At 58.1% G+C, this 25,077-nt stretch carries 26 protein-coding genes; 7 read left to right on the forward strand and 19 right to left on the reverse strand.

All coding sequences use genetic code 11. From position 1 onward, the window contains the following. Nucleotides 1-9 precede the first annotated feature (9 nt). From holA to SJY29_RS14660, 5 genes are all read right to left on the reverse strand, one after another. A complete protein-coding gene (holA, locus tag SJY29_RS14640; protein ID WP_400084171.1) occupies nucleotides 10-1,032 on the reverse strand; it encodes a DNA polymerase III subunit delta in 1,023 nt (340 codons plus the stop codon). Beyond that, nucleotides 1,032-1,514: an LPS assembly lipoprotein LptE gene (lptE, locus tag SJY29_RS14645; protein WP_400084174.1), complete on the reverse strand. Its 483-nt coding sequence runs from the start codon at nucleotides 1,512-1,514 to the stop codon at nucleotides 1,032-1,034. Before lptE ends, holA begins: the two co-directional genes overlap by 1 nt. After that, a complete protein-coding gene (gene leuS / locus SJY29_RS14650; RefSeq protein WP_400084177.1) occupies nucleotides 1,504-4,050 on the reverse strand; it encodes a leucine--tRNA ligase in 2,547 nt (848 codons plus the stop codon). The genes lptE and leuS overlap by 11 nt, the downstream gene beginning before the upstream one ends. A gap of 76 nt (nucleotides 4,051-4,126) precedes the next feature. Next, the gene (locus SJY29_RS14655) at nucleotides 4,127-4,528 is read right to left on the reverse strand and encodes a DUF3576 domain-containing protein (RefSeq protein WP_400084180.1); all 402 of its coding nucleotides are present in this window, start codon (nucleotides 4,526-4,528) and stop codon (nucleotides 4,127-4,129) included. 144 nt (nucleotides 4,529-4,672) lie between these two features. After that, nucleotides 4,673-5,839 (reverse strand): porin, encoded by a 1,167-nt coding sequence (locus tag SJY29_RS14660; RefSeq protein WP_400084183.1) that lies wholly within the window; start codon nucleotides 5,837-5,839, stop codon nucleotides 4,673-4,675. Between the two features lie 226 nt (nucleotides 5,840-6,065). Here SJY29_RS14660 and SJY29_RS14665 point away from each other — a divergent pair, with 226 nt between their 5' ends. Together SJY29_RS14665 and SJY29_RS14670 are read left to right on the forward strand one after the other, a co-directional pair. Further along, on the forward strand, nucleotides 6,066-6,719 hold the full coding sequence (locus SJY29_RS14665; protein WP_400084185.1) for a YggS family pyridoxal phosphate-dependent enzyme: 654 nt from the start codon (nucleotides 6,066-6,068) through the stop codon (nucleotides 6,717-6,719). After that, nucleotides 6,716-7,363, forward strand: coding sequence for an RluA family pseudouridine synthase (locus SJY29_RS14670; RefSeq protein ID WP_400084188.1), 648 nt, complete (start codon nucleotides 6,716-6,718; stop codon nucleotides 7,361-7,363). Before SJY29_RS14665 ends, SJY29_RS14670 begins: the two co-directional genes overlap by 4 nt. Here the strand turns inward: SJY29_RS14670 and SJY29_RS14675 are convergent. The 3 genes from SJY29_RS14675 to SJY29_RS14685 form a co-directional block, all read right to left on the reverse strand. After that, on the reverse strand, nucleotides 7,360-7,956 hold the full coding sequence (locus tag SJY29_RS14675; protein ID WP_400084191.1) for an alpha/beta hydrolase: 597 nt from the start codon (nucleotides 7,954-7,956) through the stop codon (nucleotides 7,360-7,362). The two genes, SJY29_RS14670 and SJY29_RS14675, sit on opposite strands and share 4 nt — an antisense overlap. Nucleotide 7,957: 1 nt before the next feature. Then, the gene (locus tag SJY29_RS14680; RefSeq protein ID WP_400084193.1) at nucleotides 7,958-8,887 is read right to left on the reverse strand and encodes a VOC family protein; all 930 of its coding nucleotides are present in this window, start codon (nucleotides 8,885-8,887) and stop codon (nucleotides 7,958-7,960) included. Between the two features lie 96 nt (nucleotides 8,888-8,983). Then, on the reverse strand, nucleotides 8,984-10,423 hold the full coding sequence (locus tag SJY29_RS14685) for an aldehyde dehydrogenase family protein (RefSeq protein ID WP_400084196.1): 1,440 nt from the start codon (nucleotides 10,421-10,423) through the stop codon (nucleotides 8,984-8,986). Nucleotides 10,424-10,551: 128 nt separating this feature from the next. Here SJY29_RS14685 and SJY29_RS14690 point away from each other — a divergent pair, with 128 nt between their 5' ends. Further along, nucleotides 10,552-11,205 (forward strand): peroxiredoxin, encoded by a 654-nt coding sequence (locus SJY29_RS14690; RefSeq protein ID WP_110277872.1) that lies wholly within the window; start codon nucleotides 10,552-10,554, stop codon nucleotides 11,203-11,205. A 69-nt stretch (nucleotides 11,206-11,274) separates the two neighbouring features. On the opposite strand, the gene SJY29_RS14695 is transcribed toward SJY29_RS14690, so the two are convergent. The 4 genes from SJY29_RS14695 to SJY29_RS14710 form a co-directional block, all read right to left on the reverse strand. Further along, on the reverse strand, nucleotides 11,275-11,868 hold the full coding sequence (locus SJY29_RS14695) for a hypothetical protein (protein WP_400084199.1): 594 nt from the start codon (nucleotides 11,866-11,868) through the stop codon (nucleotides 11,275-11,277). Nucleotides 11,869-12,060: 192 nt separating this feature from the next. Then, entirely contained in the window at nucleotides 12,061-14,193 is a 2,133-nt protein-coding gene (pnp, locus tag SJY29_RS14700) for a polyribonucleotide nucleotidyltransferase (protein WP_400084201.1), read from the reverse strand. Between the two features lie 385 nt (nucleotides 14,194-14,578). Next, the gene (locus tag SJY29_RS14705; protein ID WP_400084204.1) at nucleotides 14,579-15,280 is read right to left on the reverse strand and encodes a response regulator; all 702 of its coding nucleotides are present in this window, start codon (nucleotides 15,278-15,280) and stop codon (nucleotides 14,579-14,581) included. Next, nucleotides 15,277-15,783, reverse strand: a complete 507-nt coding sequence (locus SJY29_RS14710) for a MarR family winged helix-turn-helix transcriptional regulator (protein ID WP_055296775.1) — start codon at nucleotides 15,781-15,783, stop codon at nucleotides 15,277-15,279. The genes SJY29_RS14705 and SJY29_RS14710 overlap by 4 nt, the downstream gene beginning before the upstream one ends. Before the next feature lie 148 nt (nucleotides 15,784-15,931). Here SJY29_RS14710 and SJY29_RS14715 point away from each other — a divergent pair, with 148 nt between their 5' ends. Then, on the forward strand, nucleotides 15,932-16,801 hold the full coding sequence (locus SJY29_RS14715; RefSeq protein ID WP_055297006.1) for a branched-chain amino acid aminotransferase: 870 nt from the start codon (nucleotides 15,932-15,934) through the stop codon (nucleotides 16,799-16,801). Nucleotides 16,802-16,853: 52 nt separating this feature from the next. Here SJY29_RS14715 and SJY29_RS14720 read toward each other — a convergent pair whose 3' ends face one another. Then, nucleotides 16,854-17,039, reverse strand: coding sequence for a hypothetical protein (locus tag SJY29_RS14720; RefSeq protein WP_400084207.1), 186 nt, complete (start codon nucleotides 17,037-17,039; stop codon nucleotides 16,854-16,856). Nucleotides 17,040-17,266: 227 nt separating this feature from the next. On the opposite strand from SJY29_RS14720, the gene SJY29_RS14725 reads away from it, so the two are divergent. Continuing rightward, nucleotides 17,267-17,899, forward strand: a complete 633-nt coding sequence (locus SJY29_RS14725; protein WP_400084210.1) for a hypothetical protein — start codon at nucleotides 17,267-17,269, stop codon at nucleotides 17,897-17,899. Here SJY29_RS14725 and SJY29_RS14730 read toward each other — a convergent pair. Beyond that, nucleotides 17,896-18,816: a DMT family transporter gene (locus SJY29_RS14730; RefSeq protein WP_400084212.1), complete on the reverse strand. Its 921-nt coding sequence runs from the start codon at nucleotides 18,814-18,816 to the stop codon at nucleotides 17,896-17,898. The genes SJY29_RS14725 and SJY29_RS14730 overlap by 4 nt on opposite strands. 145 nt (nucleotides 18,817-18,961) lie before the next feature. Here SJY29_RS14730 and SJY29_RS14735 point away from each other — a divergent pair, with 145 nt between their 5' ends. Then, a complete protein-coding gene (locus SJY29_RS14735) occupies nucleotides 18,962-19,951 on the forward strand; it encodes a fatty acid desaturase (RefSeq protein WP_400084215.1) in 990 nt (329 codons plus the stop codon). 42 nt (nucleotides 19,952-19,993) lie between these two features. Here the strand turns inward: SJY29_RS14735 and SJY29_RS14740 are convergent, their stop codons facing one another. Beyond that, nucleotides 19,994-20,596, reverse strand: a complete 603-nt coding sequence (locus SJY29_RS14740) for a TetR/AcrR family transcriptional regulator (RefSeq protein ID WP_400084218.1) — start codon at nucleotides 20,594-20,596, stop codon at nucleotides 19,994-19,996. 87 nt (nucleotides 20,597-20,683) lie between these two features. Between SJY29_RS14740 and SJY29_RS14745 the strand changes: the two genes are divergently transcribed. Further along, nucleotides 20,684-21,106, forward strand: a complete 423-nt coding sequence (locus SJY29_RS14745) for a cupin domain-containing protein (protein WP_400084220.1) — start codon at nucleotides 20,684-20,686, stop codon at nucleotides 21,104-21,106. 146 nt (nucleotides 21,107-21,252) lie between these two features. Here SJY29_RS14745 and SJY29_RS14750 read toward each other — a convergent pair whose 3' ends face one another. From SJY29_RS14750 to mtgA, 4 genes are all read right to left on the reverse strand, one after another. Beyond that, nucleotides 21,253-22,401, reverse strand: a complete 1,149-nt coding sequence (locus SJY29_RS14750; protein ID WP_400084222.1) for a PQQ-dependent sugar dehydrogenase — start codon at nucleotides 22,399-22,401, stop codon at nucleotides 21,253-21,255. Nucleotides 22,402-22,403: 2 nt separating this feature from the next. After that, nucleotides 22,404-23,450, reverse strand: a complete 1,047-nt coding sequence (queG, locus tag SJY29_RS14755) for a tRNA epoxyqueuosine(34) reductase QueG (RefSeq protein WP_400084225.1) — start codon at nucleotides 23,448-23,450, stop codon at nucleotides 22,404-22,406. Between the two features lie 87 nt (nucleotides 23,451-23,537). Then, a complete protein-coding gene (locus SJY29_RS14760) occupies nucleotides 23,538-24,203 on the reverse strand; it encodes a glutathione S-transferase family protein (RefSeq protein ID WP_110280713.1) in 666 nt (221 codons plus the stop codon). Between the two features lie 64 nt (nucleotides 24,204-24,267). Next, nucleotides 24,268-25,032, reverse strand: coding sequence for a monofunctional biosynthetic peptidoglycan transglycosylase (mtgA, locus tag SJY29_RS14765; RefSeq protein WP_400084228.1), 765 nt, complete (start codon nucleotides 25,030-25,032; stop codon nucleotides 24,268-24,270). Between the last annotated feature and the right edge of the window lie 45 nt (nucleotides 25,033-25,077).

A 25,077-nucleotide genomic window follows, 5' to 3' on the forward strand; every position in this document is an offset into this window, starting at 1 on the left:
TTTTTCGTGTCAGCGCCTTGCCATCATCGCGAGCCGGATCAATGTCCGCTCCATCAGGGCATTCTGCGGCGCGGTACTTGCCGAGCGTAATTGCAGGTCGGCATCCGTCAGCGCTGTCAGCGCCTTTTCCAGACGGTCACGCCCCCACTGGCCTGCCTGCCGGACGATCTTATCACGTCGTGGACCAAAAACAGGGGGCCGCAGCCGCCCGGCACCTGCCGCTGGCCCGCCAGGATCAGAAGCCACCACATGCAGCCTGCGAAAATGGCGCATTGCCCCAATGCAAAGCGTCACAGGCGTGACGCCCTGCGCGTAGAGATTGCGCAAAAGCGGGCCCAGTTGATCAGCCTGACCTGTGGCCACGATGTCTAGCACATCGTCAACCTCCACCTCGGCAGATTGCGGTGCATTGGCCGTGATGTCGGCGATGCTCAGCGGGCTTTCATCGCCACGCTTGTAAAGGCTCACCTTTTCGATCGTTTGTCTGAAATCACCCGGTTCAAGGCTGTTGGCGAGCGCCAGCAGCGCATCCATCACATCACGGTCGGGCTGGGCGACACCGGCATCTTTGAGCGCCAGCTCTACGTCTGCCATCGTTGGCGGGTCGTCATAGAGCCCGATGGACACCGCGTTGCTATATCCTTCGACAACCTTGCGCAGGGCAGATTTCGCGGTCAGCTGGGCCGCCGTAATCACAACCTGTGCATCACCGGGCTGCCAGTCGGCCAAGGCTGCGGCGATAACCTTTGACAGACCATCCGTGGCGTCCTCCACAAAGGCCACCCTGTGCCCCGGAAAGAACCCCTGCGCCTTGATCGCATCATCCAGCATCGCAGGATCCTTGCGCAAATCAGAGGCATTGATCCGTGTCAGGCGCATTTCCTCTTCGCCCTGCGGGCCGACCAAGGCATTGATCACCTGCTGGCGTTTATCGGCCACCCGCATCGGATCGGCCCCAAAGATCAAGAGCGCCATATGGGACGGGTCCGGCTGCCGGAAGTAGTTATTCGCCGCGGCCCCCGTCAGCTTCATCAGTCAAGCTCGGCGGCACGGATCAGCATGCGACTGACAATCAGGTCAGCAAGGATCACAGACACCCGCGCTTCGGCGTCATCGCGCGTGGCTTGCGTTGCGTTGGTTGATCCTGTGGCCGAGTAACTGGTAAAGGCCTCGACTTCGCCACCGTCAATCTGACGACCATCCTCCAGCGCGATCAATGTCCATGTCGCCACGCCAACAATGTTAAAGCGCGATGTGTCACCCTCCGATGTAATCGCTGCCGCCCGCTGGCTGGAGCGTACCGTTGTCTTCAGCGCATATTCCGGTGCCACACTGCGCCCGAGCCGTTTCTCCAGCTGTTCGCGCAGGCGAAAGCCCGCAACACTTGCATCCGTCTCAAAGGCAACACGCCCCCGCAACCCCGTATCTGCCCCATAGATTGGCGCAAAGCCGCAGCCCGCCAGACCCAGAAGGCCAAGCAGGACAGTGCGGCGGGGTGTCAGGCTAGACGACAATGTTCACGATCCTTCCGGGTACAACGATCAGCTTTTTGGGTGCGGCACCGCCGAGGGCATTTTGCACGACATCAAGGGCCAGGGCTTGCGCCTCGACAGCCTCTTTGCTGGCATCTGCGGCCACTTGAATTTCAGCGCGCCGCTTGCCGTTGATCTGGATCGGCATCGTCACCGTGTCCTCGACCAGCATCGCCTCATCCGCAACGGGCCAAGGGGCGCTGGCGATCAGACCATCACCGCCCAGCATGGACCAGATTTCTTCAGAGAGGTGGGGCGTCATGGGCGACATCAGTTGCGCCAGCACAAGCGCGGCCTCGCGTTTAGCAGCGCCACCAGCCTTGGATTTGGCCAGCACGTTGGTGAAGGCGTAAAGCTTTGCAATCGCTGCGTTAAATCCGAAGGTTTCGACACCCATTGTCACATCATGGATTGCCTTGTGCATGGCGCGCAGCAGGTCTTCGTCGCCTTCACCGGCCGTATTATCCATGCCCGCAATTTCGGACGTCACACGATAAACGCGGCCCAAATGCTTATAGGTTGCCTCAGCGCCCGATGCCGTCCACTCCACATCCCGCTCGGGCGGGCTGTCGGACAGAACGAACCAGCGCGCGGTGTCTGCACCGTATTTCGCCAGAATGTCATCGGGGTCGACCACGTTCTTTTTCGACTTCGACATTTTCGCCGAAGGAATGATTTCAACCGCTGTGCCATCGGCCAGTTTCCCGTCGGTCACATCCTCGGGCAGGTGATAGACAGGGCGGCCTTTGTCGTCGCGCGTCTGATAGATCTCATGCGTCACCATGCCCTGCGTGAACAGCGCATCGAAGGGTTCCTTCGCGCTTTCAGGCAAATGGCCGGTCATATGCATCGCCCGCGCAAAGAAGCGGCTGTAGAGCAGGTGCAAAATCGCATGCTCGATCCCGCCGATATATTGGTCGACGTTCATCCAATAGGCAGCGTCCTCCATGTTCGTTGGCGTGTCCGCATCCGGTGCTGTGAAACGCGCGAAGTACCATGAAGAATCGACAAAGGTATCCATCGTGTCGGTTTCGCGCAGCGCAGGTTTGCCACAAGACGGGCAAGCGCAATCGCGCCATGTCGGGTGACGGTCAAGCGGGTTGCCGGGAACATCGAAGGTCACATCATAGGGCAACTCGACGGGCAGGTTTTCTTTTGCCTCTGGCACCACGCCACAGTCGTCACAATGGACAACAGGGATCGGGCAACCCCAATAACGCTGGCGGGACAGACCCCAATCGCGCAGGCGGAACTTGGTAACACCTTCGCCGATGCCGTTCGCTTCGCAAAAGGCAATTGCGGCAGCGATGCCCGCATCACCGGTTTGCTCGGTCTCGCCTGCAAAGCCACGGATATAGATGACGGGCTCTGTTTTGGGCGGCACATAGGCGTCACCGCCATCTTCGGGCAATGTGATGCCTTCGTCTTTGACAGGCGCATAGGTGCTGATCACGGGCAACCCGTATTTGCGTGCGAAATCAAGGTCGCGTTGATCGTGGGCAGGACAGCCAAAGATCGCGCCCGTGCCGTAATCCATCAGGATGAAATTCGCGATATAGACGGGCAGATCATCGTGGCCTTCCAGCGGGTGTTTGACCCGCAGACCGGTATCATAGCCCAGCTTTTCGGCCTTCTCGATCGCCTCGGCGGTGGTGCCACCCTTGCGGCATTCGGCACAGAATGCGGCGATCTTGTCGTCTTGAGCTTCCAGCTCTTTGGCCAGCGGGTGATCGGGGGAAATGCCGACAAAAGACGCGCCCATCAATGTATCGGGGCGGGTCGTGTAAACGTCAATCTCGCCGCCGCCATCGGTGCGGGTGAAGGCAAACTGCAAACCACGCGATTTGCCGATCCAGTTGGCCTGCATCAGTTTGACCTTCGCAGGCCAGTTATCCAGCGTGTCCAACGCCTCAAGCAACTCTTCCGAATAATCGCTGATCTTGAAGAACCATTGCACCAACTCGCGGCGCTCGACCTCGGCACCGGAGCGCCAGCCTTTGCCATCGATCACCTGTTCGTTCGCCAACACGGTCATATCGACGGGATCCCAGTTCACCACAGCTTTCTTGCGGTAAATCAGGCCCTTGGACAGAAAATCAATGAACAACGCCTGTTGCTGGCCATAATATTCAGGATCGCAGGTCGCGAATTCGCGGGACCAGTCAATCGACAGGCCCAGCGGTTTCATCTGCGCTTTCATGTCGGCGATATTGCCGTAGGTCCAGTCTTTCGGATGCCCACCCGACGCCATCGCGGCGTTCTCCGCAGGCATTCCGAACGCATCCCAGCCCATGGGGTGCAGAATGTTGTGGCCCGTGGCCAGCTTGTACCGCGCGATCACGTCACCCATGGTGTAGTTGCGCACGTGGCCCATGTGGATACGTCCCGAGGGATAGGGGAACATCTCAAGCACATAGTACTTGGGTTTGTCGGCACTGCGCGCGGCCTTGAAGGTCTCGGCGGCGGCCCATGTGTCCTGCCATTTCGCCTCGATCTCGGCGGGTGCGTAAGTGGTCATCTGGTTGGTCTTTCTTAAAGCGAAACGCCGGGCGTATGGGCCCGGCGCTATTCATAATCGGGCTGGTGGCCGATGGCTATAGCGCGCCGTCAGCAATCCGCAACTGGCGGGCACGTGACAGGATGGCATCTTCCACCGCGCGCTGGGTTTCCGCAGCTACGGGGCCGTTGCGGGTCAGAAGGCTCACGTTCAAAGAACGCGCATCCATTGCAGGGTCACTGACCTGAATTGTCGCGCGGTAGGCGCGGCCGCTGCCGGGGGGCGTGCCAAAGCCTGTGGTGATCACACCGGTGAAGGGATCGGCGGTTTCAACGGGCAGGAAGCTGAGCACATCAAGCGACGCCGCCCAAAGATAGCGGTTCACAGCCACATTTTCTGCGCCACGGGGTGTCGGCGGCGGGCCGCTGCTACAGGCCACAAGGGCGCCAAGGGCCAATACCGCAAGCGCTTTGCGCCACATGCCGGAAAACAAAGTCAAACCACTCTCCCCTTTGATCGGGACAACCACATTGCCAAAATATGTAGCGAAGGGGGGGCGCGGTCACAAGCAGTTATCACCGCACAAAAAGAAAGAGCGACCCCAAAGGGGCCGCTCTCGCTATTTCAGGTCGTTCTGCTTCGATTAGAAGGAGAAGGACACTTCAACAGTTGTACCAACCTGGTAGTCTGGACCACCAACTTCGTCGTCTGCGATTGCGCCAGCTGTTTCAGCATCAGCGTAAGTCACGAGCAGTTCTGCACCGCCACCGAGGTCGTACATGCCAGCAACGTAGAAGTCTGTGCCGTTGTTCGCGTCAGTTGCGTCGTCAGACTGGTCGTACATACCAGCACCGATTGTGAAACCGTTGCCCAGGTCGTATGTGCCGTCGAGGCCAACTTTGTTCACGCCTTGGTCGTAATCGTAGTCAAGGGTAACTGCGATTGGGCCGTCTGCGTATGCAACTGTTGCACCGTAGTTGTCTTCGTCGGAACCGTCATCTTCAGCTACATAGTAAACTGTACCTGTGATTGGACCGAATGGGTAAGACACCTGGATACCAGTCGAGTTCTCGTCAAGTGTCTCGTCAGATGCGTATGCAACAGTGATGTCTGCACCAGCTACAGATACACCAGCAGAGATACCGAAGATTTCGGAGTCGTTGAAGTCGCCGTTCTCAGCAGAGAAGTAAGGAGCGAACTCGGACTCTTCCTGATATGCAACTGCGAAGCTGAACATACCCAGATCGCCGGACGCACCGAAGGACAGTTGGTCGTAGTCTTCAGTTGTGTCTTCAGCTACGAGACCGCCATCTGCGTTGCCGAGAGCAAGCGAGATCGAAGCGTCGATGCCAGCAACAGAAACGTCGCCGCGCAGTACGTTTTCGCCGTCAGCTTCGGAGAAGCCGTCTGCTTCCATGTCGCCAGCGGATTTCCACTGTGTTTCAGCAGCGAAAGATGTGTCACCCAGGTACAGACCTGCGTTGTCAGTTGTCAAAGACAGCAGAACGCCGTCAGAGCTGATTGGCTGACCGTTGTCTTCGTCGGTGATGTCGAATTCCCAAGAAGCAGATGCAGTTACGCCATTGTCGAGCGCAGCTGTACCAGTGACGTTCAGGTCACCTTCCCAGTAGAAGCCATCATTGTCGCCGATTTTACCAGCGGACGTAGCTGACGCAGAGTCAACGTCATCATTGTCGTCGTTGAAGCCCAGTGTGAAATCACCGCTGAACGATACGCCAGCGTGTCCATCAGCAACGGCTGCGCCGGCAAATGCGACGATAGCTGTTGTTGTAAGAAGGATGCTTTTCATGGATTTTTTCCCTCGTGTTATGCATTCCCAAGAATGCCAGTTGTACTAGCATTGGCGTCTAACTGCGCCCTGATGCCCTGACACTCAAGTGAAATAGGGGGGCTTTTCGGCTCTTTGCCGGAAATGATGCATCTATGACACACAATTTTTTCAATCATGACATCCGCTCCAATACGCCCTATTTCAGGCCGAAACCTATCGTGAACCTTATTTTTTGGAGTCTTCCATGCCTCTTGCAGAAATTCAGGCCCGTGTCGCGAGCGCTTGTGAAGCCGCTGGCCGAAATCCGGCAGATGTGCGGCTGATTGCCGTGTCCAAAGTGCAGCCGAACGAGAGAGTCGCCGCAGTTCTGGATCAGGGGCATCGAATCTTCGGGGAAAACAAGGTGCAGGAAGCCGCATCAAAGTGGCCTGCGTTCAGCGAACAATATGAGGGCATTGAACTTCATCTGATTGGCCCGCTGCAAACCAACAAGGTCAAGCAAGCCATGCAGCTGGCCGATGCGATCCATACGGTCGATCGCGCAAAGCTGGCCAATGCAATCGCGCGGCACGCCCAAGAGCTTGGCACCTGTCCCGATCTGTTTGTGCAGGTCAACACCGGCGAAGAGCCGCAGAAGGCAGGGGTTTTGCCAAATGAGGCGGATGCTTTCATCGCCGAGGTCCGCGCCCTTGATCTGCCGCTGAAAGGGTTGATGTGCATTCCGCCCGTTGATGAAGAACCATCCTTGCATTTTGCCCTGCTCGGCAAGATCGCAGCACGCAACGGTCTTGCGGGCCTGTCGATGGGCATGAGCAGCGACTTTGAAAGCGCCATCGCCTTGGGTGCCACACATATCCGCGTCGGTTCGGCCATTTTTGGCGAGCGTGTCTACGCGTGAGCGACGATTACGCCCCGCCCCAAGACCCTTTGACGATCCTGCATGACGACCATCAGGTTCTTTTGGTCGACAAGCCAAGCGGGCTCTTGTCGGTGCCCGGCAAGGGGCCGCATCTGGCAGATTGTCTTTTGACACGTGTCCAGGCGGCATTTCCAATGGCGTTGCTGGTGCACCGGCTTGATCGCGACACCTCGGGGGTGATGATTTTTGCGCTGACGCCGCACGCCCAGCGGCACCTCGGGCTGCAATTCGAAAAACGACAGACCAAGAAAACCTACATCGCACGGGTCTGGGGCGAGATGGCGGGCAAGACAGGGACCGTGGATTTGCCCCTGATCGTGGATTGGCCGAACCGCCCCAAGCAGATGGTGGATCACGAGACCGGTAAACAGGCGGTCACCGATTGGCGCGTTGTGCGCGCAAAGGACGGGGAAACGCGGGTCAAGCTGATGCCGCGCACGGGCCGGTCACATCAGTTGCGTGTCCATATGCAGGCACTGGGGCATCCGATCCTGGGTGATCCGTTCTATGCAACAGGAGAGGCGCGGGATTATCCGCGCCTCATGTTGCATTCCGAGACGTTGCAGTTCCGCCACCCTGACGGGGGTCAGGGCATGCGCATTACAGCCAAGTGTCCGTTCTAGCCTGCGATAAACTGCGCAATGGCATCCACTTCGGACTGTGCGATTTCATGGCCGCCGGGGTGCCAATGGACGGTTACATCAGCGCCCTGCGCCGCGAGATAGTCCACCAAAGCCTGCGTCAGCGGCGCGGGGCAGATCGGATCACGCTCACCTGCGGTGATCAAAATGCGGCGACCCTTGAGCCCCGGTTGGGCTTTGGGCTCCCAAGGGATGAGCGGGTGCATCAGGATCAGCGTATCGACAAGCTCAGCTTGCGCGAGCGCGACCGAGGCCAGAATATTGGCCCCGTTGGAATAGCCCAGACCAATCGTATCCGCTGCGCCCGTCTTTTTCTTTTCCGACCGGATAAAATCAGCCATCGCCGCGGTACGCGCCGCCAGATCATCCATGTCATAGACGCCCTCACCGGTGCGCCGGAAATAGCGTAGTGCGCCATGTTCCGACACATCACCACGCGGAGAGCAGATATGCGCGCCGGGCTTCAACTGTTCAGCGAACCCGTGAAACTGGCCTTCGTTCCCGCCCGTGCCGTGGAATGTCAGGAACAGCGGTGCGCCCGCTGCTCCTTCTGTGCGTTTTGCAGCATAGCTCATATCAATCGCCCAGCGGCTGAAGCAGACTTTCCAGACGGGCACGCAAATGCTCGTGCTGGCTTGGCAGTTTGAGCGCCTCACCCAAGTGCGCGGTGTCTTCGTCGCGGTCAAAGCCGGGCTCGTTGGTGGCGACCTCGAACAGCACACCACCAGGTGTGCGGAAATAGATCGCATAGAAATAGTCGCGATCAATCACAGGGGTCACTTGGTATCCGGTATCAAGCAGTGCCTCGCGGACTTCGATCTGGCGCGCACGGTTGTCGACAGCAAAGGCAAGGTGGTGGACCGAGCCTGCGCCCTGTGCTGCATGTCCTGCCGTGGGGATTTCTTCGATATCAATGATGTTCGCATCATTCCCGCCCGGCACGATAAAGCGGGTCACGTTGTCTTGGGTATCAAGCTTTTCATAGCCCATGAACTGCAACAGCTCGCTGCTCATCGCGGCCTGTTGGAGGCGCATATCGGCAGAGTGGAAACCACGGATACCCATCTCTTCGCTCACGCCATTTCCGGTCCAAGGCGTGCGGTCATCGTTGCTTTCGACCAAGGCGAACTGATCGCCGTCCGGGCCATCGAACAAAACACGCTTTTCACCAAAGCGCGTGTCTTGGGCAACGCCGGCAACCTCGAAGGTTGCGAAATGGTCAAGCCACGCCTGCGACGTCCCTGTCGGGATACTGAATGCGGTGCGCCCCACTTCGCCGACACCCTTGCGGCCACGGCCTGCGTTGGGGAAGGGAAAGTAGGTCATGACGGTACCGGGAGTTCCTGCTTCGTCACCATAATAGAGGTGATACACATCAGGTGCGTCAAAGTTCACGGTCTTCTTTACGCGGCGCAATCCAAGCACGTTGGTAAAGAAGGCATTGTTCTCACGGGCGTCACTGGCCAGTGAGGTGACGTGGTGCAGGCCTTTAATCTGGTTGATCATCTCGCTCTCCTATCTTGCTGACAGGTTACATAGCGGATTCGATCATGCACTAAACATCCACAGGCGCACCTATTTGGTGCGCCTGTGCACATGATACTATTCAGCGGCCCAGCCCGAGATGGCTTTGACCTCGAGGAATTCTTCAATCCCCCAGACACCGCCTTCGCGCGCGCGCCCGGACATTTTCATACCGCCAAAGGGCGAACCAGCACCTCGGGACTGGCCGTTCATCTCAACCATGCCCGAGCGCAGGGCGCAGGCCATGCGGTTGCGCTTTGCGCCATCCTGCGACTGGACATAGTTGGTCAGACCATAGGGCGTATCATTGGCGATACGCACAGCATCCGCTTCATCCTCGAACGGGATGATCGACAGGACAGGACCAAAGATTTCCTCCTGCGCAATGCGCATGTCATTGGTCACATCGGCAAAGACCGTCGGACGCACATAAAATCCACGGTTCATTCCCTCAGGCAGACCCGGACCACCGGCCACAAGGCGTGCACCTTCGTTAATGCCCACTTCGATCATTTCCTGAATTTTCGTCCATTGGCTCTTGTTCACCACTGGGCCGATATGCCGCCCCGGTTCTGACGCGGGGCCAACGGTGATGCTCTTGGCAGCCTCCGCCGCCAATTCAACCGCTTGGTCGTAGATCGACCGCTCGACCAACATACGGGTCGGCGCGTTACAGGATTGGCCGGAGTTGCTCATGCAATGAATGACACCGCGCTTGACGGCCTTTTCATCGGCATCGGCGAAGATCACGTTTGCGCCCTTTCCACCAAGTTCGAGCGTGACGCGTTTCAGCGTCTCGGCTGCGGCGGCAGAGATCGCCTTGCCGGCACGGGTCGAGCCTGTGAAGCTGATCATCGCGACATCTTCGTGGCGTGAAAGCTGGCTGCCAACGCCAGCGCCGTCGCCGTTGACAAGATTGAACACACCGGCAGGCACACCTGCGTCATGGACGAATTCGGCAAACAACAGCGAAGAGAGCGGCGATTCCTCGGATGGTTTCAAAACCATTGTACAACCGGCCAGAAGCGCCGGGATCACCTTGAGCGTGACCTGGTTCATCGGCCAGTTCCACGGTGTGATCAGGCCCACCACACCGATCGGTTCCATTGCGATGCGGTCATTGGGGGCATGCGGCCCAAGGGGGCGGATCCACTCAATTTCCTTGACTGCCTCAAGGGCGTTTTTCAAGTGCCACGGCAGGCAAGGGGCCTGACTGCTGCGCGACATATCAATGGGTGCGCCCATTTCCATGCTGATCGCCTGGGCCATTTCCTCGACCCGCGCCTCATATTGCGCAAGAATTGCTTCGACATAAGAAGCACGCACTTCGGGATCTGTCGCAGCCCATGCAGGAAACGCAGCCTTGGCTGCGGCAACGGCCGCATCGGTATCTGCCTGATCGCCAAGCGAAATGATCGCGCAGGGATCTTCCGTAGAAGGATCAATCACGTTGTAATCGCGGGGCTGCACCGGTGGTACCCACGCCCCGTTGATATAGAAGTTGCGGTTCTCGATCATTGGATCTCTCCCTGACAAATGCTCTTGAAACTTGTGACACCGGCACGCAACGGGCGCAAGCGGCGGTGGCAGTCAGTGCCGAGGATACCTATATAGCCACCAGTGCACTTCAATAGAGGAACGACACAATGAGTCTCCGCATCAATGACACTATTCCCGATCTGACCGTCGAAACCGACCAAGGCACCCTTTCGCTGCATGACTGGATCGGCGATAGCTGGGCGATCCTGTTTTCGCACCCCAAGGATTTCACACCTGTTTGCACCACCGAATTCGGCGCTGTCGCGCAGCTGGCCGATGAATGGGCCAAGCGTGGCACCAAAGTGATGGGCATCAGCGTCGACGGCGTTGAGGATCACAAAAAGTGGAAAAGCGATATCGAGACCTTCGCAAACGCCAAGGCAGGTTTCCCGATCATCGCCGATGAGGACCTGACCGTCGCAAAGGCCTTCGACATGTTGCCCGCCGACGCCTATCTGCCGGACGGGCGCACACCTGCGGACAGTGCCACAGTCCGTGTGGTGTTCATCATTGGGCCGGACAAGAAGCTGAAGCTGTCGATGACCTACCCGATGAACGTTGGCCGTAACTTTGCCGAGGTGCTCCGCGCGCTTGACGGGCTACAGACGGCTGCGGGACAGGGCGTTGCAATGCCTGCAAACTGGAATGTCGGCGATGACGTGATTATTCCAGCGACGGTCAGCGATGAAGACGCGAAAGCAAAGTTTGGTGATTTCACGACCGTCTTCCCGTATCTGCGGACAACAAAGCTGAAGGGTTAGGCCCGGTCACCGCACAAAGAGAAGGCCCCGGTTAATTTACCGGGGCCTTTTTCATGTCCACGCAACGATCTAGTAGGAATAACTGACCGCAACGCCGAAGAACGGAAAGACCGGCACATCCTCAAGATCTGCGTTCAACTCTGCGATATCGGCCTGTACCGTGCCAGTGTTGTCGTCAGACGACACCTCTAACGAAGACACGATCACACCGATATCACCGGACACCGACCAGCCCGGGGCCACTTCGGTGCTGAAACCGGTGGTGATAAGTGGCGCCACTTCGTTCTTGAAATTGATTTCCCCGTCATAGGTTGTGAGATCATCCGTGACCGTGCCGGTCACCTCACTGTTGGAAAAGAAAAGCCCGCCTGACAGCCGCCACGCGTTTGCCAGCGGGTAATAGTCGGCAAGGACGGCAACGCCGCCCAGATCCACTTCGCCATCAACGGTCGCATCGTCGATATCGAATTCATCATCGAAACTGAAACCGCCCATGACCATTCCACGGACGCCAACCTGCGGATTGACAGCATATTCACCTTCAAGGGACAGGCCGAAATTGGTCACACCCACACCAAAAGAAACACCGTCAAAATTTTGCGCCACAGCGCCCGTGGCCACCGTGCCAAATACGGTCGCTGCCAATATCGTCTTCAAATTCATAAGCTATCCTTTCTTGTCTGCAGTCAGGGGCGTCATTGTCCCTTCGAACAGGATAGCCCGCGACTGACGCAAGGGAAGCTTGGGGAAAGTCCATCGCGCAATTTGCGTGGCAGTGCAGCATTCAAGTCATAAAAAAACGCCCGGCACTTAGGCCGGGCGCTATTTTATTCATCAGTCTGATCAGGCCAGAGCTTACTCGGGCACTTCTTCTTTCGTGATCTCCTGACCGGTTTCCTGATCAACCATCTTCATGGCCAAACGGACCTTGCCGCGATCATCGAAACCAAGGAGTTTGACCCAGACTTCCTGACCTTCCTTAAGGACATCGGAAGGATGGTTCAGGCGGCGGTTCTCGATCTGGGACACGTGCACCAGACCGTCGCGCTTGCCAAAGAAGTTCACGAAAGCGCCAAAGTCGACCAGTTTCACAACTGTGCCTTTGTAGATCACGCCTTCTTCCGGCTCTGCCACGATCGAATAGATCATGTCGTAGGCTTTCTTGATCGCCTCGGCATCGTTGGATGCCAGCTTGATCACACCGTCGTCGTTGATATCGACCTTGGCACCGGATGTTTCCACGATCTCGCGGATGACCTTACCACCGGACCCGATCACTTCACGGATCTTGTCGGTCGGGATCTGCATGGTTTCGATCTTCGGTGCGTGCACGCTGAATTCCTGCGCGCCGGTGATGGCTTTGCCCATCTCGCCCAGAATATGCAAACGGCCTGCCTTCGCCTGCTCAAGCGCCTTTTTCATGATCTCTGGCGTGATGCCGGCGATCTTGATGTCCATCTGCAAGGAGGTGATCCCGTTCTCGGTACCCGCAACCTTGAAGTCCATGTCGCCGAGGTGGTCTTCGTCACCAAGGATGTCGGACAAAATGGCGTAAGAGCCGTCTTCTTCCATCACCAGACCCATGGCCACACCGGCAACCGGTGCCTTCAGTGGCACGCCTGCGTCCATCATGGACAAGGAGCCGCCACAGACGGATGCCATCGAGGATGACCCGTTGGATTCAGTGATCTCCGACACCACGCGAATGGTGTATGGGAAATCCGTTGGCGCAGGCAGAACCGCCTGCAGCGCACGCCATGCCAGCTTGCCATGACCGATCTCGCGACGGCCGGGGCCAGCAACGCGGCCGACTTCACCAACAGAGTATGGTGGGAAGTTGTAGTGCAGCATGAAGTTGGATTTATACATGCCGGTCAGCGCGTCGATCATCTGTTCGTCGTCGCCGGTGCCCAGCGTGGTCACTACCAGACCTTGGGTTTCGCCACGTGTGAACAGGGCAGAACCGTGGGTGCGTGGCAGGATGCCTGTCTCGGACACGATCGGGCGGATCGTATCAAGCGCACGGCCATCAATCCGCTTGCCGTTCTTGACAACATCACCGCGCAGAACGCTGGATTCCAGCTTTTTCAGCGCCGCGCCAAGGTTGCTATCTTCCTGCTGCTCTTCGGTCAGCGCGTCGATGATCTCTTGCTTGGCATTGGCAACAGCGGCAGTGCGCTCTTGCTTGTCGGTGATCGCATAGGCGGCGCGCATCTTGTCTTCACCAGCAGCTTTCACAGCGGCTGACAGCTCCGAATAATCCTCAGGCTGGAAGTCGAAAGGCTCTTTCGCGCAATCTTCGGCCAGATCAATGATCAGGTCGATGACCGGCTGGATCTGCTCGTGTGCGAATGTCACCGCACCCAGCATTTCGTCCTCGGACAGTTCGTAAGCTTCGGATTCCACCATCATTACGGCGTCTTTGGTGCCAGCAACAACAAGGTCGAGACGCTGATCGGGGTTCATGCGCAGGTTATGCATGTCGTCGATTTCAGGGTTCAGGATGTATTCGCCATCCTCATACCCCACGCGGCAAGCCGCAATCGGGCCCATGAAAGGAGCGCCCGAGATGGTCAGCGCCGCAGAGGCTGCGATCATCGCAACCATGTCGGGGTCGTTGACCATATCGTGCGACAGCACGGTGCACATCACCAGAACTTCGTTCTTGAAGCCGGGGACGAACAGCGGGCGGATCGGACGGTCGATCAGGCGGGATGTCAGCGTCTCTTTTTCGGTTGGACGCGCTTCGCGCTTGAAAAAGCCGCCAGGCACTTTGCCGGCAGCATAGTATTTCTCTTGGTAATGCACGGTCAGCGGGAAAAAATCCTGCCCCGGCTTTTGTTGTTTGGCAAATGTCACGTTGGCCATGACGCTGGTTTCACCCAGTGTCGCGATGACAGAGCCATCGGCCTGGCGGGCAACCTTACCCGTTTCCAGTGTCAGCGTTTCTTCGCCCCACTGAATTGATTTCTTCACTTCATTAAACATGATGTCTTCCTAGTTGGCCTGTTTGGCCTTTTGCGTAGGGGGCGTATTCCCCCTCATCCCAATATCTTCTTTGGTCAGGCGCTGGAATGCGGGCGCCAGTCTCTCAAGATTGTTGGGCCTTATCGCAGATTGCAGCGTTTGGGAAGGGGGCGTGAATAATCGCGGGGGAACGCACGGAATGCGTCATCCACATGAGAACTGCATTGAATAGCGGCTTTGAGCCCAATCTACCGCCCAAGGCGCAGTCCGGCCATCTCCGGCCGGTTGTGCCATGGGGTGCCTTTGTGTGAAACGAAGGAGGCAATTGTGTCCGCACTTCCCCAGTTCCCCCGCACCGCAACAACGGCCGCTCTGCGGTCAGGATGCAGCGATAAGGCCCCGCCCTTTACTCCGGTGCCAGCATATACCCAGCCCCACGCACCGTTTGCAGATAGCGGGGCTGTTTGGGGTCCACCTCGATCTTGCGGCGCAGGCGCGTGATCTGCACGTCCACCGCGCGCTCCTGTGTCTGACCACCCGACCGGCTCAGTTCCTCGACCAGCTTTGAGCGTGTGACCGCCTGTCCGGGACAGCCCGAGAAAATACGCATCAACTGGCTTTCGGTCGCTGTCAGCCGGACCAGTTCGTCACCATGCCACATCTCGCCACGTCCGATATCATAGCGGATCGGCCCCATGTTCAGGACCTTGGGCAGGACCACGCTGGGTTCAGCGGCGGGCACACGGCGCAAAATCGCATTGATCCGCAGCAGCAGTTCTTTGGGCTCAAACGGCTTTGGCAGATAATCGTCCGCGCCCGCCTCGAGCCCCGTAATCCGGTCATCGGTGCCACCTTTGGCGGTCAAAAGCATGATTGGCGTTGTGATGGTCTGGCGCAGATCACGACAGAGCGACATGCCATCCTCGCCCGGCATCATCACGTCCAGAACGATCATATCAAATTCCAGCCCCGCCAGAATACGCCGCGCGTGGGCGGCATCGCGAGCGGTGCTGACCAGAAAACCCGAGCGCATCAGGAACTTTTGCAAAAGTCCGCGGATGCGTTCATCGTCATCGACAATCAAGAGGTGGGCATCGTCATTGCTCATTCCGGTTTATCCTTCATCGCCTCATAATGGTGGCGCGTCTCTTCATCCATCATGGCCTCCAAAACCTGCCGAAAACCGGCAACCGCCGCCGGACCTGCCGCACGATAGGCAGCCCGCATCCGGTCACGCTGGGCATCGGATAATTCCCGCTCGAGCGCTTCACCCGCTGCAGTCAGGTGCAAATGGCGCTCGCGCTTGTCCCGCTGTCCAACAGTGCTCGCTACCAAACCGTCTTCGATCAAACTGCGCAAGACACGATTGAGCGATTGTTTTGTAACGCCAAGAATGGATAAAAGGTTATTCACCGTCGTGCCCGGGCTGCGGTGGATGAAATGGATCGCACGGTGATGGGCACGCCCGTATGATTTCTGCGCAAGAATACGATCAGGATCGGCGGTAAAGCCGCGATAGGCAAAAAACATCGCCTCGATCCCTTTGCGCAACTGCTCGTCCGTCAGGAACAGCAGGCTTTGTCCCATTTGCGGCGGCAACCCGTCATTCATGCGCGTCCTCCCTTGGTCTTGACGCTACAATACGTCAGCTTTGTTGACATTCCAAGAATCAACTGCTAGCGAAACGCAGAAACTACGCAACATTATGTCCGAAACGGACCTATTGACGTAACAAATGCAAAACGGGATGGAGATTACGATGGCCGGTGCATATGACGACAGAGACGGTAAAATCTGGATGGACGGCCAGTTGGTCGAATGGCGCGATGCCAAAGTCCACATTCTGACGCACGCCATGCACTACGCCTCATCCGTGTTCGAGGGCGAGCGCTGCTATTCCGGCAAGATCTTCAAATCACGCGAACACAGCGAGCGTCTAATCAAATCCGGCCAGTTGATCGACTTTGAAATCCCCTACACTGTTGATGAAATCGAAGCGGCAAAACAAGCCGCCCTCGACGCCAACGGCCTCAAAGACGCCTATGTGCGCCCCGTCGCATGGCGCGGATCAGGCGAAGACATGGGTGTCGCTGCGGCGCGCAACCCTGTCCACCTTGCCGTGGCGGTCTGGGAATGGGGCAACTACTATGGCGACGCCAAGATGAAAGGCGCCAAGCTCGATATCGCGAAATGGAAACGCCCAAGCCCTGAAACGGCACCATCGCAGGCAAAGGCGGCGGGTCTTTATATGATCGCCACCATGTCCAAACACGCAGCCGAGGCCAAAGGCTGTTCCGACGCCATGATGTTCGACTATCGCGGCTATGTGGCCGAAGCGACAGGTGCCAACATCTTCTTTGTCAAAGACGGTGAAGTGCACACACCTGTTGCCGATGCATTCCTGAACGGCATCACCCGCCAGACAGTGATCGGCATGTTGCGCGACAAGGGCCTGACTGTGAATGAACGGATCATCATGCCCGAAGAACTCGAAGGGTTCGAACAGTGCTGGCTCACAGGCACCGCCGCCGAAGTGACTCCTGTGGGGCAAATCGGCGACTACAACTTTGAGGTCGGTGCCATCACACGCGAGATTTCAGCCGACTACGAGAAACTGGTCCGCGCATAACGGATCCCATACGGCAATCGGAAGGGGCGCTCGGGCGCCCCTTTTTCGTCGGCTAGGGCCGCATACCGCGCGCAAACCGCACAAAGAAACTGGTGCGGCTGTCAAGCGTCCGCTGCCGTTTGCGGCGCTGAAGGTCCAGCGTCGCCTTGCGCGGCGCTTCGTGGCGTTCGATTGCAATAGCCCGGACCATACGTGCAGGCGTCACTGCTTTTGGTCTGTCGATTACATGTTTTGTCATGTCATCCTCCGCTTTGTCTGGCCAGTATACCACAAGACGACCGATTCTGCCCAATCCTGACAAATGCCGCATTGTAGGCGTTTTGTATATTATGGCAGCAAAACAGGCCGCAGCGCCGAAAACAGTCCTCAAAACAGCAACAATAAATCCGCCAACGAACGCGGAAAGGCCAAAGTTCCGGCAGGATTCAATGGGAAATTAGCTTTGTTTAATGAGTTGGATTCGTCATGTATTCTCCCGATACGACTACGACCAAGCAAGTTGCCGAGAAACCAAAGCTCTCTGAAAACGAGCGCGCGGTGCGACAATTGCTCAAGTCATCACCCCAGGATCTCTGGCTGGACACGCTGCGCCGCACGCGCGGAACAGAGCATTGCGCGCTTGTCCACTGGATGTTGTGCCAGCCTGAATGCGATTTTGCCGTGGCGGTGCACGCCTTCTATCGCTGCAATCCGACGGAGCATCTCGACAATCCCCGCCCATTGCCCGCACGCCCGGGACCCTGTGAGATATTCGCGCTGATCCTGCGGAACTGGGAAACAGGATCCTACAGGACACATCGCCTGAAGGTCGATGTAGTGGATGCCGATCCGCGTATCGTGTCGCGGGTCAGGCAGAAGATGATGGTCTACCCCGACGGGACGCTGCCCTTCACGATCCCGCAGGCGTTTATTGAGCCGACGGGCGGATCACCTGTCAGAGTGCCAACGCATCTGCAACCCAACGAGATCAGGGACATCTGGTCACTGTTTTCCGATCTGGGCCTCAAGGTGCACAAATCCCCACCGGGGTTTGCCCGAAAAATCGCGCAGGTGCGTCTGCTTTTGGCACGGCTGCGGCAAGGCGCGCGACAGGCCTAGGACCCGACATTGCCCGTCGCTTTGCGCTGTTGCGCGCGCTGCAAACCCAGTTTGCGCTCGCGCCAGATTATCAGCACACCCGCCGCAATCACAATCCCTGCGCCGATCAGCATGGTCCCGGTCGGCACCTCGTCAAAGATGAAATAGCCGATCAACAGCGCAAGGATCATCGAGCTATAGTCAAACGGCGCCACCAGCGACGCATCGGCATAGCGATAGCTCGACGTCAGGAAAATCTGCCCGATCCCACCCAGGAACCCCGCCATGACAAGCATGGCCGCGATCTGCCATGTCGGCATAACCCACCCCCACGGCAGTGTGAAAAGCGCCATGGCCGACGAGGTGAGCGTAAACCAGAACACAATTGCAGCCGTTGTTTCTGTCGCCACCAGTTTGCGCACGAAAACCTGCGCGAGGGCCGCAAGAACCGCCCCCATCAAAACGACAATCGCGCCCAGCGTTTCGGAATGGTTCAAGCTCGCCCCGACCGAAAGCCGCGGCGACAACACGATCAGAACGCCAACCATCCCCATCGCAACAGCCGACAACCGGAACGCGCGCACGTTTTCATTCAGGAACATCGCCGCAAAGACGACGACCAACAGCGGCGCGGCATAGCCAATCGCTGTCACCTCGGGCAATGGCAACAGGCCGAGCCCGGTAAACCCCAGCCCCATTGCCGATGTACCCACCAATCCGCGCCAGAAATGCCCCATCGGGTTCTTGGTTTTCCAGCCATCGCGCAGCTCATGCCGTATGGCCAGCCACCCCAGAATAATGGGCAAAGCGAAGAAAGACCGAAAGAAAACAGCCTGCCCCGGCGGGACATCAACCGAGGCGGCTTTGACCAGACTGGCCATCCCCATGAACATGCAGACGGACATAACTTTAAAGATAATGCCCCGAAGCGGCTGCATGATGTGTTCCTCTTTCCGCTACACTAGGACGCAGGCAGACCACATTGAAGCCTTTTTCGCTTGCTAATCGTTGACGTTAGGGTATCGAAAACCATCACAGGCTAAGAAGCAGTATATGCAAGACAAAAATAAGACCCCCGCGAACATGACCCCCCGTGACTGGGTCCAGATTTTGGCAAAATACCGCGAACCAAGCAGCATCCGCAGCAGCTTTGAACTCGCCGTCAGTTTGATCCCCTTTGTGGTGCTCTGGGTGCTGGCCTGCTGGGTGGCGCAATATAGCTATCTTGGCGCGTTTCTGATCTCGGCGGCGAACGGTCTTTTCCTGTTGCGGCTCTTTTGTATTCAACACGATTGCGGCCATGGCTCGTTCTTTGGCAACCGTGATGTGAGTGACTGGGTCGGGCGGGCCTTGGGTGTTGTCACGCTTACGCCATATGATGTCTGGCGGCGCACACATTCGATCCATCACAGCCACGCGGGTGACCTTGACCAACGCGGCATCGGTGATGTGATGACGCTGACGGTCGAGGAATACCACCAGCGCACCCCCTTCGGACGGTTCCTCTATCGGGCGTACCGCCATCCCTTCGTCATGTTCGGCCTTGGCCCGACATATCTGTTTTTCCTGCAAAACCGCCTGCCGCTGGGCCTGCAAGGGCGCAAATACTGGGTCAGCGCGATGGGCACCAATGTTGCTATCGCTGCGATCCTTGGCACAATCGTCTATTTCGGCGGGCTGCAGGCACTGTTCCTTGTCTTTCTGCCGACAACCCTGATCGCCGCATCCATCGGCGTGTGGCTGTTCTATGTGCAACACCAGTTTGAAACGACGCATTGGGAACAGCACGAAGACTGGCAACTGCACGAGGCCGCTTTGCACGGCAGCTCACACTACGACCTGCCACCAATCCTGCGGTGGTTCACCGCGAACATCGGCATCCACCACGTCCACCACCTCTATAGCCGCATCCCGTTCTACAGGCTGACAGAGGTCCTGCGCGACCATAGCGAACTGGTCGAGGTGAGCCGCATGACAATCGCCCAAAGCATCAAATGCGCAAGCCTTGATCTCTGGGACGAAAAATCCAAGCGCCTGATTTCCTTTGCCGCAGCGCGCAAGCTGGCCGCCTAGCACCCCGCAGTCCCGGACCTGATCCGGCACCTCGTGCCGCCGCTACACCTTTGCAGGTTGTAGAACAGACAGCGCCAGATCCAGAATCGCCAGCGGGTCTTCGCCGCGCGCGCGGTAATCCAGTGCCAAGCCAATCTGCGCATGAGTATAGGCCGCCGCAAGGTCCGCGGGCAGACTGCTGGTCCACCCTCCTTCTGTGCGCGCTTGCGCAAACAGCTTGGTAAAGGCCTCAAGCGCCATGCCGTCAATCTGCCCGATCACCGCTTGGGTCTTCGGCCCTAATTGATCCCGCGCTGCACGCATCTTCACAAAAAGACAGCCTTGGTCATGTAAAGGATCCGCCGCCGCCAGAGAGACGATCTTGGACAATTTAGTCGCAAGATCCTCGTCACTCTGCACAATGCCAAGCATCTGCCCCAGCACAGTTTCCGCATAGACCTCAAGCACCGCAGCCGCCAAACCATCGTCATTGCCGAACTCGCGGTAGACCGATGGCTTCGACACCCCCGCCCGCGCACAAACCTCGTTCAGCGAGACATTTGTCGGCCCCTCCTGCCAGTAAGCCTGCATGGCCGCGTCGATCACAGCGGCTTTCTTCAGGGTCTTTGGGCGTCCACGGCCCGGTTTTTCTGGGTTAGATGACATTTTAGTACCGGATAGTATTTTATTGTTGACAGCTTTTCTGATTTATTTGTACCAATCGGTATCAAATTTGCAAAGAGGAGAAATACAATGTTGAAGACTTTGATCGCCGCCACTGCGGCCACCCTGCTTACGACATTCGCCACCGCCGATGGTCACGGCCACGGCGGGATTCATGTGGCCCTTGAAAATGTCGCATGGGAAGACGCACCACTGCCCGGTGTCCAACTTGCGCTGGTCTGGGGCGAGGATGCAACCGGCGCGACGTGGCTGTTCAAAATGGAGCCGGGGGTGGCATTGCCGATGCATACCCACAGCAGTGACTATTGGGGACTGACCATTCAGGGCAACTGGGTACACATCGAAGGTGACGGCACCGAAGTGCCCACAGGTCCGGGCGACTACGCCCTTGTCCCCGCTGGTGAGCCGCATGCCGATCGTTGCGACAGCGACGTGGAGTGCATCTTCCTGCTCGATTTCGCCGGACCACGTGATGTGGCCTTGGCGAACTAGCACCGCGCCGATGATCGTCTTGCCGGCCGCGATATCTGCGGCTGGCAAGCTCCTCAGACAAGGCTATCGCCATCATCGCGCACCATCAGGGCCTCGCACTGTTCAGACATACACCGCCCAAAAGCTCCCGCCAACGCGGCCGGACGCTACCCCGGCATGACCCGCAGCACCTCGCCCGCGTCTAACAGCAGCAGCACCGCGCCGTCCTCCAGCACTTCCACGTCACGGATGCGGCCCACATCAGTCAGCAAACGCTCTTCGCCAACCACGCGCCCGTTCTGGATATCCAGACGCACCAGCGCACCGGGGTTGAGCGAGGCAATCAGCAAATCCCCCTGCCACGCGGCATATGGCCCGTCGTAAAACATCATCCCACCGGGTGCGATTACAGGGTCCCAATAGTAAACGGGTTCTTCAAACTCGGGCCCGCTTGCATCTCCACCGCCCACGTCAGACCCGCGGTAATTGATCCCGTAGCTCACAACCGGCCAACCATAGTTCAGCCCCGCCTGCGGCCGGTTCAACTCATCCCCGCCACGCGGCCCGTGCTCGATTGTCCAAAGCCCGCCGGGCCCCATCGCGGCACCCTGCACGTTGCGATGACCCAGAGACCAGACTTGATCGTTGCCTGCACGGCCCACAAAGGGATTGTCCGCAGGCACTGATCCGTCCGCATTCACACGGATGATCTTGCCATGGGTTGTCTCGATATCCTGCACCAAAGTGCCACGATCGCCTGCGCCGCGATCACCTGTCGTAATCCAGACGGTGCCATCTGCCATCGGTAGAACGCGGCTACCGAAATGGCGCCCGTTGCGCGCGGGATTATCCTGCACAAAAATATCCGTCGCATCGCTGATCACACCATCGGCACCCAAAGTTCCGCGGGCCGCTGCCGTCACCAAACCGCCGCGCACGGATTTCGCATAGGTCCAGAAAATCGTCCTGTCCTGCGCAAAATCGGGCGACACCGCTACGTCCAGCAACCCGCCCTGACCCTGCGCCGCCACATCAGGCAACCCCGCCAATGGGCTGCTCAGACTGCCATCCGCATTCATAACACGCAGGTTTCCAACCTTCTCGGTCACCAAAAACTGCCCGTTCCCGAGGTTCGCAATCCCCCACGGGCTATCCAGACCATCGGCAAAAACCTCAACCGTCACATCGGTGACGGGCAACGCGGGTGCACGTGTCTGCTCTGCAAACGCAGGGGTGAAATCGGCATTCGGGCGCCCTTGGTCCACCTGCGCATAGGCGGCAACAGGTAACATCATCAATGCAAGAATACGAAACATGATCAGTCCTCCTTCAGACGTGAGATAGCCCAGCGCGCCGCATCGGCCACTGCCGCATCAGGATCATCAACCAAAGGTGAAACGGCTGCGATCAACGTCTGATCACCGGAATTGCCAATCGCATAGGCCACATTGCGCACAAAACGGTCGCGGCCGATCCGCTTGATCGGTGATCCCGAAAACAGCGCGCGAAAGCCCGCATCATCCAATCCCGCCAAATCTGCCAACGGTGGTGCCACCAGATCATCCCGCGCCGCAAGCTTTGCATCCCGCCCCTCATGGGCAAATTTGTTCCACGGACAGACCGCCAGACAATCATCACAGCCATAAATCCGGTTGCCCATCAGCGGACGCAAATCGGCATCCACAGGCCCCTTATGTTCAATCGTCAGATAGGAAATGCACCGCCGTGCATCCAGACGGTAAGGGGCCGGAAACGCGCCCGTCGGGCAGATTTCAAGACAGGCGGTGCAAGAACCACAATGGCTCGTCTCTGCCACATCGCTTGCCAGATCCACGGTGGTAAAGATCGCACCCAGAAAGAACCAGTTGCCCAGATCACGGGACAACAGATTGGTATGCTTGCCCTGCCACCCCAGTCCGGCCGCCTGCGCGAGCGGTTTCTCCATCACAGGCGCTGTATCGACAAAAACCTTGATCTCCGCCCCCGGCACCGCTTCGATCAGCCATCGCCCGACGCGCTTCAGGCGCTTCTTGACCACGTCATGATAATCACGGTTCTGCGCATAAACGCTGATCGCGGCACGGTCACGTTCCTCCAAGACCGCCAAAGGATCATGCACGGGCGTATAGGGTTCCGCCAGCATAATCACCGACCGCGCCGCAGGCCAAAGCGCTGTCGGGTCCGCCCGCCATGCCATCCGCTCGGCCATCCAGCCCATCTGCCCGTGCATGCCGGCCGCAACAAATTTCTGCAACCGTTCAGGCAATTCCGGCACAGCATCAGGCCGACACACACCGACAGCGGCAAAGCCCGCCTCCTGCGCAAAGCCGATCAAACGCTGTTTTAGATCACCCGTTTCTTGCAAAGCAGCGCACCCCGCAGCATGCCCGTTATTATCGGCCGGAAAATATCCCGGGGAGTCCCGGACATCGTCCGGGACGGGGCAGAGCCCCTAGAAGTCCAGATCAGCATAATGCGCCGCAGGCTGAAACCCCGGCACCTCATCCGCGAGAATAGACCGGAACGCAGGGCGGGACTTGATCTTGGCATACCAGTCCTTCAGCACCTCATGCCGGTTCCAGTCCACGTCACTGGTATAATCCAGACATGACAGTTGCGCGGCAGCCGCAAAATCCGCCATCGTCATCTCGTTACCCGCAAGCCAGCGGCGTTCGTCCAGCAGGCGCGCCATATAATCCAGATGGTATTTGATCGCCTTCGCGCCGGCTTTCACATTCGTGCTGTCCGGATAACCGGTGCCCATGATCTTGCGATAGACACGCTCACCGGTCAGCTTTGTCGTGACCTCTTGATAGAACTTGTCATCAAACCAGCCCACCAGACGCCGGACCTCGCAGCGGGCATCGGCCCCTTTTGGCAATAACGCGGGCGTCGGGTGCGTCTCTTCGATATACTCGCAGATCGCAACACTGTCCGACATTGTACGCCCGTCCATTTTCAGCACAGGAACCTTGCCCGCCGGATTGCGGCGCAGGAAATCCGGATCTTTTTCCCAATAGCGTTCTTCGACCAAAGCGACTTCGATCTTCTTTTCGCCCAGACACAGCCGGACTTTGCGGGAAAACGGAGACAAGGGATAATGGTACAGGGTGTTCATGCGCGGCTCACAACAATAACTCGCCCTTCAATGCCGCAAGCTGCGCCACTGTTCAATGGCTGGGTCAGTTTTCAAAGCATTCCGCGCGCCCGTCCGCCGCAATCGTTGCGGCCCCGCTCATGATCGCGCGCGTGCGTTCGCGGGTAAATGTGCTGGGGTTGCTGGCCGAACGGGTTTTGGGCGCAGGCAGGATCGCGGCAAGGCGCGCCGCCTGTGTGGGCGTCAGATCGGCGGCATCGACACCGAAATAATGCCGCGCCGCGGCCTGCACGCCAAAGACACCTTCATCAAATTCGGCCACATTCAGATAAAGCTCGACAATCCGGCGCTTGGACCAGATCGCCTCGGTCAAGGGCGTCCAGAGCGCCTCGATGGCTTTGCGCGACCAGCTCCGCCCGTGCCAGAGAAAAACGTTCTTGACGACCTGCTGCGATATGGTCGAGGCCCCGCCGCGCCCGCGCTCCACCGCATCCTGGATGGCGTTGACATCCAGCCCCCAGTGCAGACAGAAATTCGCGTCTTCCGCCGCCACGACGGACCGCGCCATGACGGGGGCAATATCTTCGATATCCACCCATTCCCGTTCAATCGTCACCAAACGATGGGCTTCGGCACGCATATAGGGTGTCGTGGGCGGATTGATGACCGCATAAAGCAGCGTCCAGAGCAGCGCGAAAGAAAAGACAGCCACAACACCCCAAAAAACCGTCCTGCGGATAAACCTGCGCACGCGGGCCACAAGCCCCAGCTTTTCGGTCTTCCTCGCAGGTTTCTTTTTGGGTGCCGGTTTTTGCGCCGTTCGCTTTCTAGCTGTGCTCGGTTCTGCCATCTGCCCCATAAGCCATAGGCGGGGTTAAAGGGTCAAGAAGATGCA

Source organism: Yoonia sp. R78084 (assembly GCF_044595625.1).
In the GTDB taxonomy this organism is placed as follows: Bacteria; Pseudomonadota; Alphaproteobacteria; order Rhodobacterales; family Rhodobacteraceae; genus Yoonia.

Bases quoted from the DNA above. Each gene is read 5' to 3' on its own strand.
- SJY29_RS14730 (WP_400084212.1), bottom strand. From the start codon at position 18,816: ATGCAGCCGCTTCGGGGCATTATCTTTAAAGTTATGTCCGTCTGCATG.
- holA (WP_400084171.1), bottom strand. From the start codon at position 1,032: ATGAAGCTGACGGGGGCCGCGGCGAATAACTACTTCCGGCAGCCGGAC.
- SJY29_RS14665 (WP_400084185.1), top strand. From the start codon at position 6,066: ATGCCTCTTGCAGAAATTCAGGCCCGTGTCGCGAGCGCTTGTGAAGCC.
- SJY29_RS14735 (WP_400084215.1), top strand. From the start codon at position 18,962: ATGACCCCCCGTGACTGGGTCCAGATTTTGGCAAAATACCGCGAACCA.
- SJY29_RS14660 (WP_400084183.1), bottom strand. From the start codon at position 5,839: ATGAAAAGCATCCTTCTTACAACAACAGCTATCGTCGCATTTGCCGGC.
- mtgA (WP_400084228.1), bottom strand. From the start codon at position 25,032: ATGGCAGAACCGAGCACAGCTAGAAAGCGAACGGCGCAAAAACCGGCA.
- SJY29_RS14745 (WP_400084220.1), top strand. From the start codon at position 20,684: ATGTTGAAGACTTTGATCGCCGCCACTGCGGCCACCCTGCTTACGACA.
- SJY29_RS14740 (WP_400084218.1), bottom strand. From the start codon at position 20,596: ATGTCATCTAACCCAGAAAAACCGGGCCGTGGACGCCCAAAGACCCTG.
- SJY29_RS14760 (WP_110280713.1), bottom strand. From the start codon at position 24,203: ATGAACACCCTGTACCATTATCCCTTGTCTCCGTTTTCCCGCAAAGTC.
- SJY29_RS14685 (WP_400084196.1), bottom strand. From the start codon at position 10,423: ATGATCGAGAACCGCAACTTCTATATCAACGGGGCGTGGGTACCACCG.
- pnp (WP_400084201.1), bottom strand. From the start codon at position 14,193: ATGTTTAATGAAGTGAAGAAATCAATTCAGTGGGGCGAAGAAACGCTG.
- SJY29_RS14680 (WP_400084193.1), bottom strand. From the start codon at position 8,887: ATGATCAACCAGATTAAAGGCCTGCACCACGTCACCTCACTGGCCAGT.
- SJY29_RS14695 (WP_400084199.1), bottom strand. From the start codon at position 11,868: ATGAATTTGAAGACGATATTGGCAGCGACCGTATTTGGCACGGTGGCC.
- SJY29_RS14705 (WP_400084204.1), bottom strand. From the start codon at position 15,280: ATGAGCAATGACGATGCCCACCTCTTGATTGTCGATGACGATGAACGC.
- leuS (WP_400084177.1), bottom strand. From the start codon at position 4,050: ATGACCACTTACGCACCCGCCGAGATCGAGGCGAAATGGCAGGACACA.
- SJY29_RS14720 (WP_400084207.1), bottom strand. From the start codon at position 17,039: ATGACAAAACATGTAATCGACAGACCAAAAGCAGTGACGCCTGCACGT.
- SJY29_RS14725 (WP_400084210.1), top strand. From the start codon at position 17,267: ATGTATTCTCCCGATACGACTACGACCAAGCAAGTTGCCGAGAAACCA.
- SJY29_RS14690 (WP_110277872.1), top strand. From the start codon at position 10,552: ATGAGTCTCCGCATCAATGACACTATTCCCGATCTGACCGTCGAAACC.
- SJY29_RS14715 (WP_055297006.1), top strand. From the start codon at position 15,932: ATGGCCGGTGCATATGACGACAGAGACGGTAAAATCTGGATGGACGGC.
- SJY29_RS14750 (WP_400084222.1), bottom strand. From the start codon at position 22,401: ATGTTTCGTATTCTTGCATTGATGATGTTACCTGTTGCCGCCTATGCG.
- SJY29_RS14710 (WP_055296775.1), bottom strand. From the start codon at position 15,783: ATGAATGACGGGTTGCCGCCGCAAATGGGACAAAGCCTGCTGTTCCTG.
- SJY29_RS14675 (WP_400084191.1), bottom strand. From the start codon at position 7,956: ATGAGCTATGCTGCAAAACGCACAGAAGGAGCAGCGGGCGCACCGCTG.